Here is an 11,215-nt window from a genome sequence, read left to right as displayed (position 1 = left end):
AATTATTAATTAAATCAAATATAAAAAACAGAAAAATGAAAATTGCCGTTGTGGGTGCCACCGGTTTGGTGGGAAGCAAAATGTTACAAGTGCTGGAGGAAAGAAATTTCCCCGTTTCAGAAATTATACCTGTAGCTTCTGAAAAATCAATAGGGAAAGAAATTACATTTAAGAATAAAAAATACAAAGTCGTATCTGCTGATGATGCTATTGCTGCAAAACCTGCTGTGGCAATATTTTCAGCAGGAGGAGGAACATCGCTCGCTTTGGCTCCAAAATTTGCCGAAGCCGGAATTACTGTAATTGATAATTCTTCTGCATGGCGCATGGATCCTTCAAAAAAATTAGTTGTACCCGAAGTGAATGCAAATGTTTTAACTAAGGAAGATAAAATAATTGCTAATCCCAATTGCTCTACCATACAGATGGTGCTGGTATTAAACCCGCTTCATCAGAAATACAAAATAAAAAGGGTAGTGGTTTCCACTTATCAAAGTGTAACGGGTACGGGGGTTAAAGCTGTGCAACAAATGGAAAATGAAAGAAAGAATGTCCAGGGAGAAATGGCATACAAATATCCGATTGATAAAAATGCTATTCCGCAAATAGATGTGTTTCTTGAAAATGGTTATACCAAAGAAGAAATGAAAATGGTGAATGAGACCAGGAAGATCATTGGCGATAATTCTATTCAACTAACGGCAACCTGTGTACGCATTCCTGTTATTGGCGGCCACAGCGAAAGTGTAAATATTGAATTTGAAAATGATTTTGACATTGATGAAGTAAAGAAAATTTTATCTGCTTCTCCGGGTGTAGTAATCCAGGATGATATCGAAAATTTCGTTTATCCTATGCCGTTAACCGCTCATGAAAAAGATGAAACTTTTGTAGGCAGAATAAGGAGGGATGAATCTCAGCCGAATACTTTGAACTGCTGGATTGTAAGTGATAACCTTCGTAAAGGCGCTGCTACCAATGCGGTTCAGATAGCAGAATATTTACTGGAAAAAGGAATAATCAGTTAAGAAATAAAACTAATTAAAGCATTAAGCAGATTTATCTAAGAGAGTTTGCTTAATGCTCCGTTTAACTGCTCCAGCATTGCAGGGATTTCTTCTTTTTTACAAGTGCCTACACTAAGGCGATACCAATCGGAAGTTTTTGGAGCTCCAAAGGCATAAAAAGGAACCACGGCTAATTTAGCCTCATTCAAGACATAAGAAGTAACATCAGCCTGGTTTGAAAGCATTTTCCCATCATTTGTTTTTTTACCAGCAAGGCTTATCTGTATGGTAAGATAAATAGCGGCCTGAGGTGCGCATGCATCCACAGTAAAACCTTCAGCTTTTAATTTTTGAAACCCTTTATAAATAAGTTGTAATCTTTCTTCCAGTTCTTTTTTAAAATGTGACAGGTACTTATCTATTACATCTTTTTGTAAAAGAAATTTCGCGGTAGCATGTTGTTCAGCCATTGGGCTCCACGCACCTATATGGCTGTTAATAGCTTTCATTTTTGCCAGTACATTTTCTGGACCTAACGCCCAGCCTACACGAACACCCGTAGCAGCAAAAGCTTTACTGATACCATCAATAAAAATGGTGTACTGTTTCATTTCCGGCCGTAAGCTAACTGGATTATAATGTTTGGTATCGCCAAACGTAAGTGTCCAATACATCTGGTCGTACATAAAATATAATTTTTTTTCATCATCTCCACGCCGCATATTTTCTTCAAGTACCATATCACAAATTTTCTCCAGCTCTTCCTTTTTAAACACAGTACCCGTTGGGTTTAGAGGAGAGCATAATGCGATAAGAACAGCATCTTCAATATGTGGCTGAATATCTTCTGCCGTTGGCATAAAGTTATTTTCGGCAGTAGTTTCTATTACCTCATGTTGCCCTTCAACAAAATGTACATAGTGATTATTGTTCCAACTGGGAACAGCATAAATAACTTTATCATCTCTGTCGACCACAGCACGGTATAATGCATATATAAGCGGGCGGCCACCTGCGGCAATGAGTATTTCTTTTGAATTATAATCGAGGCCTTCTCTTTCTTTTATAAATGAGGAAACAGATTCTCGCAAAGAAAGAATCCCATCCGCAGGAGGGTAGGTCGTGAACCCATGATGATATGCATTCACTATTTCTTCTTCTAGCTTTTTTGGAATTGGAAAAATAGAAGAATCAAAATCACCAATAGTAAAATTATAAATCGTTTCTCCTCCCGTAATTTTTTCTTTTATATCAGCTCCAAGCTTTACAATTTCAGAACCAATGAGCGTTTCTGAAAGATTACTTAATTTTCCTAAAGTTCTTTTTTCCGCTGTGTTTAATTTCTCGTTCACCTTCATATCGTTTTAAATAAATATACTTATAAGTTTTTTAAAAATTCCTCAATTCCTGCAATAATCCTTTGTGCAACCAAATTGCGAAATTTAGGATTGAGAATCTTTTTCTCATCGCTTTTATTACTGAGGAAAGCAACCTCCACCAGGCAATTTGGATAATCCGTTGGACCGCTTAACGAAAAATTAAAACTTCCTACATTACCATACTCTTTGAGGCCAGTTGCCTGCAACATACTTTTTAAAATAGCCTGGCTCAATGGCCTGAATCCAATATACCGGTAATAAGTGCTTACTCCACGTACAGTATCCATATCTGCGGAATTTAAATGAACACTTATTAACAGATCAGGATTTTGCTGCTTTAAAAAATTGATTCTTTCAGGCATGCTAAGAGTTGTGTCTTTGTTCCGTGTCATCACAACTTTTGCCTTCCTTAGTTTTAAGGCTGTTTCAAGTTGCTTTGCAATCAGCAAAGTATAGTCTTTTTCTTTGATATTAGTTGCAACACCGCTAGCGCCTACATTATCACCGCCATGGCCGGCATCAATTGCTATTTTAAGATTTTTTAAAGCCAATACTTTTGGTTGTCGTTTAACCCTTATCGTTAGTTTATTTAAAGAATCATAATAAATTGTATAGCCCCAAAACTGCGGATGTTTTAATTCAATAAAAACCCGCATTACATCATCTTCCGGCTGCTCATACCAGGCATTCTTAATTTCTTTTGCAGTAGATAATTGAGTAATCCAATTCGTATTACTCGTTACGCCAAAAATATCAACTACAATCCTTGACGGATGAATTTCCATAACACTACTGTAAGGAAGTTTTTCATCCAGTTTTACAGTTACGAAATCGAATAAAGAATCACCCCATACTTTCCAGCTATCCGTTAAATGCTCCAGGGTGTTAACGCCTATCGTTTCAATAACCTTGCTTTTACTTATATAAGCGGAATGTAATTTTGAAAGTTGTACTTTATAATCCGTATGAAAACTATCTACAACTTTTAAAATAATATTGCTGTCAAGAAATGTCATTTTAGCTCCTCCGAGCCGGTCTTCGCCTATACCATATTTTAAAAATGGCAATGAATCAGTTGTTTTTACATAAAAAAAATCAGGCGATTTAATTTGAGAAAAAGACAAAAAGATAGAAGAAGTGAAGAGTACAGAAAAGATAAATTTCATGCAATAAAGTTAGAACAAAAATCAAAAAGCTTTGGCTAAAAAACCAAAGCTCTCCATACCCGACTAATAAAATTAAATGGCTTAAAGCCTATAAATATTTTCTTCAATTAATTTATCCGCAATTAACCTCCTCGCATCTTTACTATTAAAAGGTTCTGTTTTAGTAAACCGTTTTAAACCAAGCAACATCATTTTTGGTTCATCACCTTCTGCAAAAGCATTGATTGCTTCCTTGCCACATTTGGCAATTGTATCAACTGCATCATTAAGATAACATTGCATCATTGCTACCTGTACTTTATTACTTTCTTCGCCATTTTTATCTGCTGCTTTCATTACACGAAGCAGGAAGCTTTCTGCAACAAAAGTTTCTATAGCCATATCAGCAATATTCATAATAATTTCCTGTTCATTAGTAAGATTGTTCATTAGTTTTTGGACCGCTGCACCAGCGACCATCAATATGCATTTCTTCATATTGACGATTATTTTTTGTTCTTTCGAAAAAGAACCTTCTTCGCCATCACCAAATTCGGGAATGCTCATTAATTCCTTTTGAACACTCATCGCAGGGCCCATCAGGTCAAGCTTTCCTTTCATTGCCCTTTTCAGCATCATGTCAACTGTAAGCAACCTGTTAATTTCGTTGGTCCCTTCATAAATACGGTTGATACGGCTATCACGATACGCCCTGCTGATGTTATACTCATCACTGTAACCATTACCGCCATGAACCTGTACCCCTTCATCAACAACAAAATCCAATGCTTCACTTCCATGAACTTTAAGGATGGCACATTCAATTGCATACTCTTCAGCTGCGCCTAGTAATGCTTCGTTGAATGGTTTACCCGATGCCAGCAATTCAGCTTCTTTTTCATCAATCCATTTTGCGGTTCTGTATAATGCACTTTCATCTGCGTAAATTTTGATAGCCATTTCAGCAAGCTTGTGTTTAATAGCTCCAAAATTTGCAATGGGTGTTTTAAATTGTTCCCTTGTTTTTGCGTATTGTATTGTTTCAGTTAAAGCGAGCTTTGCACCGCCAATGGCAGCAGCAGCTAATTTTAATCGCCCGATATTTAATATATTAAAAGCAATGATGTGTCCTTTCCCAACTTCGCCTAATACGTTTTCTACGGGCACTTTGCAATCCTGGAAATATAATTGTACCGTTGAAGAACCTTTGATGCCCATTTTATGTTCCTCAGGCCCTTGTGTAAATCCTTCAAATCCACGCTCAACAATAAACGCAGTGAATTTGTCTCCGTCGATTTTCGCAAACACCGTGTACACGTCTGCAAAACCTCCGTTGGTAATCCAGCATTTCTGACCGTTAAGCAAATAAAATTTCCCGTCGGCAGAAAGTGTTGCTGTTGTTTTAGCGCCCAAGGCATCACTGCCACTACCCGGTTCCGTTAGTCCGTAAGAACCTTTCCATGCACCGGTAGCTAATTTTGATACATACTTCTTTTTTTGCTCTTCGGTTCCAAAATATAAAATGGGCAAAGTGCCAATACCTGCATGCGCACTCATTGCAACACTGAATGAATAACCACCACCAAGCCCTTCGCTTACCAACGTGGAAGTCACAAAATCCTTTCCAAGGCCATTTAATTCTTCCGGCACTGATGCGCCCAATAATCCCTGCGAGCCCGCTTTATCCATAAGTGATGGCATCAGACCCGGCTCCATTTTATCAATTCGTTCAATAACAGGTAAAACTTCTGCCCGCAAAAACTGGTTACACATATCACGGACCATTAGTTGTTCCTCGGTAAAATCTTCAGGAGTAAATGTTTCAAACGCATTGCTTTGTTTTATCAGCCATTCGCCACCTTTTAAAAGTGAACCGGTTGTTGTAGTACTCATGATTTTTAATTTTATTAGTTAGGTATTTTTTTCAATCTTTTTATAAATCTGTTAAAGGAAGATTTGAGAGGTTATCGTATACTTTCTGTAAAACCTCCTTAGCTATTTCTATTTGCCCGTTTGTTACACCCTCCAACGCTTCGTTCAACGTTTTATTTGCTAACGCCATCGTTTTTTCCTGCAGGCTCAAAGCTTCTTTGGTTAAATAGATCAGGTTAATTCTTCTATCTTCTTTTGAAGGCACTCTTTTAACCAGCTTTTGTTTTTCAAGGTTATCCACCAACCTGGTTATGCTGGGTTTATCACGAAAGGTGGCATCACACAATTGCTGCTGGCTTTGGCCTTCCTGCTTCCACAAATGATACAGCACACTCCATTGTTCAATTGTTACTTCAATACCAGACTGTTTAAAGTTTTTCTGTAATCTTCTTGCGATAGCAGTGGAAGCTTTCCCGGTAATAAAGCTGTATAATTCCCCTTTCTTAAATTGGTTGTTTGGCATATAGTTGTTTATGCAACTACACAAATCTACTTATTCATTTGGTTCCAAAAAAATTATTTTTGCCAACGCTGCATTAAATAATTGTAAAATGCCGCACTAAATTATTTCATGATCTTATTGCTGATATCTCTATTGCTATTACTTCCCTATGTTATGCTGATCATTTATTACCGGCAAAGCTGGTTAGAGCTAAAGGAATATAATGTTCCGGAAGACCAAATACGGAAAAACGCTACGTTAATCTCGGTGATTATCTCTGCGAGGAATGAAGAAAAAAATATTGGTTCTTGTATTGCATCAATCATAAAACAAACTTATCCTGCCAATTTATTTGAAGTACTTATAGTAGATGATTATTCAGTTGATTCAACTGCCGCTATTGCCAATTCATTTAATCAAAAAAATATCAGGTTAATAAAACTCAGCGATTTTACAGCCAATGTAAACCTGAATTCGTATAAAAAGAAAGCTATTGAAACAGCCATTGATTTAGCCAAAGGAAATTTGATAGTAACTACCGATGCCGATTGTATTGTAAAGCCTGAATGGCTCAAAACGATTGCGTCTTATTATGAAGAAAGCGGAGCAGTTTTTATTGCGGCTCCTGTTGTTTATGCTAATGTATCAGCTACCGAATCAATATCAAAAAAGTTTTTTAAAATATTTCAGTCACTCGATTTTATGGCGTTGCAGGGAATTACCGGGGCTTCCGTTTATAAAAGAATTCACAACATGTGTAATGGCGCCAACCTTGCTTATGAGAAAAAAGTTTTTTATGAAGTAAATGGCTTTGAAGGAATTGATAATATTGCCAGCGGCGATGATATGTTATTGATGCATAAAATTCAAAAAATATATCCTGGTAAAATACGGTATTTAAAGTCAGCTAACGTAATAGTGCAAACGCAGCAATCAGAAACTGTAAAAGATTTTATTAACCAAAGAATCCGATGGGCAAGTAAGGCTGACAGGTATCCCGATATTAAAATTACTGCTGTGCTTTTTTTAGTATATTTTTTAAATGCATGGATTTGTTTTATTGCGGTTTATTCTATTTTTTGTGCTGAAGATTATTATTTATTACTGCTATTAGTTACAGTAAAAACTGCGGTAGAAGTTTTCTTTCTTTTCCCTGTAACGAAATTTTTTGATAAGCAAAAATTATTGTGGTGGTTCATACCTTCACAACCTTTCCATATTATTTATACTTTAATTGCAGGATGGTTGGGTAAATTTGGATCTTATACCTGGAAGGAAAGAAAAGTAAAATAAGTATCGATTGAAATAAATTAATAATGGCTGAATCTTTTTCTTTTTCGCAAAATGCATGGAAGCGGTTAAAAAAAAATAAAGGCGCAATGATCGGACTTTCGATTATTTGCCTTTCAGTATTAATTGGAATTTTTGCCTATTTCATCTCAACAGATTCAACTCCAAACGCCGACAGGCAAATTGTAGAAATACAGGCACGTAAGCCTGGTTTTAAACAGCTATTTTTAAAGATTAAAAAAGAAAAGAAAATTTCATCAACCGGCTTATTTAAACAGTTACTTTTCGGCAAGGAAGATAAATCGATTTTTATTCCAATAAATAATTATAAAGAAGCACCTGATTCAATCATAATAGAAAAATATATTGATGAAGGCGTTCAGGAAAAGGAAGCCTACCCAAAAAGCATTTTGGCTGAAAAAAATTATATCGTTTCAAAAACATTCTGGTTAGGCACTGATAAATTTGGCCGCGATATTTTAAGCCGGCTCATTGTAGGAGTTCGTGTAAGCCTTGCCGTTGGTCTTATAACAGTTTTAATTTCATTAAGCATCGGCATTATTTTAGGAGCTGTTGCCGGTTATTTTGGAGGAAGAACAGATAATATCATCATGTGGCTTATTAATGTAATATGGAGTATGCCCACTTTGTTATTAGTTTTCGGAATTACACTTTCCCTGGGCAAAGGCTTTTGGCAAATATTTATTGCTGTTGGGTTAACGATGTGGGTAAATGTTGCCAGAACGATTAGAGGACAGGTATTATCGTTGCGTGAAATGGAATACATACAAGCTGCAAAAGCCCTCGGGCTTAAAAACACGAGGATTATTATGCGGCATATTTTACCAAACGTTTTGGGGCCGGTAATTGTCATTGCCGCCTCTAATTTTGCGAGTGCTATTATAATTGAAGCAGGACTTAGTTTCCTCGGTGTAGGGGTACAACCGCCCACTCCAAGCTGGGGATTGATGATAAAAGAAAATTACAATTTTATAATAACACATAATCCCGCACTGGCGCTGGCTCCCGGTGTGGCCATTATGATATTGGTACTTGCCTTTAATCTTTTAGGCAACGGGTTAAGAGATGCGCTTGATGTGAGAGGATAAGTTAACTGACATCTTTGGCTACCAAAACACTACGATTAAAACTTTCCTCAAGGGAAATAAGTGTTTCGGTACGTTCTATACCTTTAATTTTTTGAAGTTCGTCGTGCAAAACATATCGAAGCTGGTTAATGTCTTTACAAACAATTTCTATGTACATACTATAGTTGCCTGTTGTGTAGTTAAGCCTTACAATTTCCGGAATCTTTTCCAGCTCTTTGGCAACAGAATCGTAAAGGGAACTTTTTTCCAGGAAGATTCCGACAAACGCGGTAATATCGTACCCCAATTGTTTTAAATTCACATTTAGTTTTTTACCTTTAACGATGCCAAACTCCTCCAGTTTTTTTATGCGAACATGTATTGTACCTCCGCTAACAAAGAGCTTTTTGCCAAGTTCTGCATAGGGCGTATCAGCATTCTGCAACATTTCCTGTATAATTTGCAGATCGAGTTTATCAAGATTTAACTTTGTGGCCATATTGGTTTTTTATTTTAAAAATATTTTATAAAAATAAACATTTTATTGAATTATTTCTATATTTATTAGATTTTATTTAAAATATTTTTTTAAATAAGCTCACTATATTAGATTTGCATTATAAAGTTCTTAAAAATTGTGGGGTGATGAAATTTTTGGCAGACATGCCCTCTTGTCTCGGGGGTGAGGATAACAGGATAAACGTAGCATAGAGCCGTGTTCCAATGCAAATTGGAATGCGACCAGGGTCGACCACTGAACTTTGTGCTATAGCTAACTGCCTCGTGGAGGTTCGATCCCTCCCCCTACAGCTCTATTTAGCCGTTAACATATTATAAATCAATATTTTAACGGCTTTTTTGTTTTTAGGAGTTTCACTAAAAGTTTCACTAACAACTCTCGTTTTTAATATCATCAGGTTCGTTTAGTTCATAACTCTCCAAGAGTTGTTGGTGATTGCTATGCAACAGGCCAGCAGCACGAACACCACAACAACGTCGATGTGTGGCTGCACAGATGCAGGGTATTGTTTTGGGAACACCAACTTCTGCATAATAAAATCTTTTGACTTATTGCACAAATTGCTTTGTAAAATAAATGGACTTATAACACAAATAATACTTTGGTTTATGCGGGCACAAGGATTGCTAACTCACCCACAGCCGCCCTACACCTTTAGCCAGGCAGCGTTCTTATATGCTTGCACCAAGACTAGGCTAACGTCGCAAGCAGCCCCTATCGTCAGACTGTGAAAAAACTATCTACTTTTAAATTACGGGCTTAAATTTTTTCGTGTAGGCCTTATAGTTACTCATTTAGGCTTGCCGCAAAAAATTTGCATCGGATTATCTTCAAAAAAACGGAGGGCACATTTTGGTTGTAATCGGCCTTGATAAGAGCTTTTTTAATGGCACAGATTACTTTATCGTAATCCGGTGTCCACTTTTCAATGGCCTTTAGCATGTTTTCTATGCCCAGGATATTTTTGGTTCGCATAAAGTTGTAACAAAACATGATGAGGTTCATTTCTCCATTTACTTTTTGCAACCCTTTTAATAAAGTGTGTGTATAACCCCAGTGTCGCTTGATGCTTCCGAATGGATGTTCGCAGATGGCTTGCCGTCGTTTATAATACTCAGGATTTCGTTTAATGTTGTTATCATATACGTCTACGGCATCCTGGTATTCACTTCGCTGGATGATGCGTTTGGGAAGTTTGGTGCATTGATTTTTTAAGTTGCACGTTTTGCAGGCATCAGTACGGTAGGTTTTGAAACGGAAGCTGGTTTCACCGGCTTCTCCTTTTTTATTATGCCATGTACCCAACGACGTTAGTACCGCTCCTGCAGGACAGGTATAACTGTCTGTTGCTTTATCATACTCAAAACTTTCTGCTAAAAACTCGTTGGCAATATGTTTTACCGGGGGTTGCTCTTTATAAGCCACATGGGTTATCATATTATCCAGGTGGCACTGCTGCAGTTCGGCACCAGTGTGATAGCCTTTATCGGCCAATACCATCAGTGTATCTTCTTTTTGTAATTGCAAATTAGCTTTGGCTTGTGTAGCGGCTTTGTACAATGCCTTACCATCATTGGTGTTGGTAGCCTGGGTATGTACAACCAGGTTGTGTTTATCATCTACTGCATTCTGCGTATTGTAAGCTACTTCCACAATGCTTTTTACAATGAGGATACTTCGGCTATCGGTATCCGTTGTACTGATCTGTTTGTCGGCGGTATCATTTAATTGCTGTTGTAGTGTATCGTATTTTATAGTACGTTCTTTCAGTTTGGCAAGGCCCTGGGCTATCTTTTCTTTTTTTATCAACAACTCACCGGTACCGTTAGTGTTTTCTTCTTTATCGAGTTCATCGAGTTCCTGCAGATACCTGGCAGTCTTATCTTCAATAAACTGCCGGTGCTTATCTATCTTCTTTTGATTGTAATTATTTTTTTTGCTGTTAACGGCTTTAAACTTGCTGCCATCTATACCAACAGTGCTTTTACCCAGCAGGCCTGCATCTCCAAGAAACTGAACATACAGCCGGAACATGGATTGCAAGGGAGCTGCATGTACTTTGCGAAAGTCGGCAATGGTATGATAGTTCGGCTGAAGATTTTGAACCAGCCATTGCAGTTCTATGTTACGGCTACATTCTTTTTCTAATTTGCGGCTGCTGCGGATCTTATTAAGATAGCCATACAAATACAGTTTTAAAAGTACAGCAGGTGCATAAGGAGGGCGCCCTTCGCTGTTGTGAACAGTTTTGGTAAAGCCCAATTTTTGTAAATGAAGTTTGTCAACAAAACCATCAATAAGCCTTACCGGATTATCAGCGCTTACCTGGTTTTCGAGTGTACTGAAATAAGTCTGATGACGGCTATTGCCTTGTATGTATTGCATACTTTATTTCTTCAAATATTATACAGC

General features: G+C 37.2%; 9 protein-coding genes. 3 read left to right on the top strand and 6 right to left on the bottom strand.

Annotated elements, in window-relative coordinates:
- The first annotated feature begins 35 nt into the window (after positions 1-35).
- The gene (locus FW778_RS08625) at positions 36-1,028 is read left to right on the top strand and encodes an aspartate-semialdehyde dehydrogenase (protein WP_150414193.1); all 993 of its coding nucleotides are present in this window, start codon (positions 36-38) and stop codon (positions 1,026-1,028) included.
- Positions 1,029-1,063: 35 nt separating this feature from the next.
- Here the strand turns inward: FW778_RS08625 and FW778_RS08620 are convergent, their stop codons facing one another.
- The 4 genes from FW778_RS08620 to FW778_RS08605 all read right to left on the bottom strand — a co-directional run bounded on the left by FW778_RS08620 (position 1,064) and on the right by FW778_RS08605 (position 5,926).
- A complete protein-coding gene (locus FW778_RS08620; RefSeq protein WP_150414192.1) occupies positions 1,064-2,365 on the bottom strand; it encodes a pyridoxal phosphate-dependent aminotransferase in 1,302 nt (433 codons plus the stop codon).
- A gap of 20 nt (positions 2,366-2,385) precedes the next feature.
- Positions 2,386-3,552, bottom strand: coding sequence for an N-acetylmuramoyl-L-alanine amidase (locus tag FW778_RS08615; RefSeq protein WP_150414191.1), 1,167 nt, complete (start codon positions 3,550-3,552; stop codon positions 2,386-2,388).
- An 81-nt stretch (positions 3,553-3,633) separates the two neighbouring features.
- A complete protein-coding gene (locus FW778_RS08610) occupies positions 3,634-5,424 on the bottom strand; it encodes an acyl-CoA dehydrogenase family protein (RefSeq protein ID WP_150414190.1) in 1,791 nt (596 codons plus the stop codon).
- A 40-nt stretch (positions 5,425-5,464) separates the two neighbouring features.
- A complete protein-coding gene (locus FW778_RS08605; RefSeq protein ID WP_150414189.1) occupies positions 5,465-5,926 on the bottom strand; it encodes a MarR family winged helix-turn-helix transcriptional regulator in 462 nt (153 codons plus the stop codon).
- A gap of 108 nt (positions 5,927-6,034) precedes the next feature.
- Between FW778_RS08605 and FW778_RS08600 the strand changes: the two genes are divergently transcribed.
- Complete coding sequence (locus FW778_RS08600) at positions 6,035-7,198, top strand: glycosyltransferase (protein WP_150414188.1); 1,164 nt, start codon at positions 6,035-6,037, stop codon at positions 7,196-7,198.
- Positions 7,199-7,221: 23 nt separating this feature from the next.
- On the top strand, positions 7,222-8,304 hold the full coding sequence (locus FW778_RS08595; protein ID WP_150414187.1) for an ABC transporter permease: 1,083 nt from the start codon (positions 7,222-7,224) through the stop codon (positions 8,302-8,304).
- A gap of 1 nt (position 8,305) precedes the next feature.
- Here the strand turns inward: FW778_RS08595 and FW778_RS08590 are convergent, their stop codons facing one another.
- Together FW778_RS08590 and FW778_RS08585 are read right to left on the bottom strand one after the other, a co-directional pair.
- Positions 8,306-8,782: an Lrp/AsnC ligand binding domain-containing protein gene (locus tag FW778_RS08590; RefSeq protein WP_150414186.1), complete on the bottom strand. Its 477-nt coding sequence runs from the start codon at positions 8,780-8,782 to the stop codon at positions 8,306-8,308.
- 807 nt (positions 8,783-9,589) lie between these two features.
- On the bottom strand, positions 9,590-11,188 hold the full coding sequence (locus FW778_RS08585) for an IS1182 family transposase (RefSeq protein ID WP_202552118.1): 1,599 nt from the start codon (positions 11,186-11,188) through the stop codon (positions 9,590-9,592).
- Between the last annotated feature and the right edge of the window lie 27 nt (positions 11,189-11,215).

Origin of the sequence: Ginsengibacter hankyongi (assembly GCF_008710285.1) — a bacterium.
Classification (GTDB): domain Bacteria; phylum Bacteroidota; class Bacteroidia; order Chitinophagales; family Chitinophagaceae; genus Ginsengibacter; species Ginsengibacter hankyongi.
This window is presented reverse-complemented; position numbering and strand designations above follow the sequence as displayed.

Bases quoted from the DNA above. Each gene is read 5' to 3' on its own strand.
- FW778_RS08625 (WP_150414193.1), top strand. From the start codon at position 36: ATGAAAATTGCCGTTGTGGGTGCCACCGGTTTGGTGGGAAGCAAAATG.
- FW778_RS08620 (WP_150414192.1), bottom strand. From the start codon at position 2,365: ATGAAGGTGAACGAGAAATTAAACACAGCGGAAAAAAGAACTTTAGGA.
- FW778_RS08615 (WP_150414191.1), bottom strand. From the start codon at position 3,552: ATGAAATTTATCTTTTCTGTACTCTTCACTTCTTCTATCTTTTTGTCT.
- FW778_RS08610 (WP_150414190.1), bottom strand. From the start codon at position 5,424: ATGAGTACTACAACAACCGGTTCACTTTTAAAAGGTGGCGAATGGCTG.
- FW778_RS08605 (WP_150414189.1), bottom strand. From the start codon at position 5,926: ATGCCAAACAACCAATTTAAGAAAGGGGAATTATACAGCTTTATTACC.
- FW778_RS08600 (WP_150414188.1), top strand. From the start codon at position 6,035: ATGATCTTATTGCTGATATCTCTATTGCTATTACTTCCCTATGTTATG.
- FW778_RS08595 (WP_150414187.1), top strand. From the start codon at position 7,222: ATGGCTGAATCTTTTTCTTTTTCGCAAAATGCATGGAAGCGGTTAAAA.
- FW778_RS08590 (WP_150414186.1), bottom strand. From the start codon at position 8,782: ATGGCCACAAAGTTAAATCTTGATAAACTCGATCTGCAAATTATACAG.
- FW778_RS08585 (WP_202552118.1), bottom strand. From the start codon at position 11,188: ATGCAATACATACAAGGCAATAGCCGTCATCAGACTTATTTCAGTACA.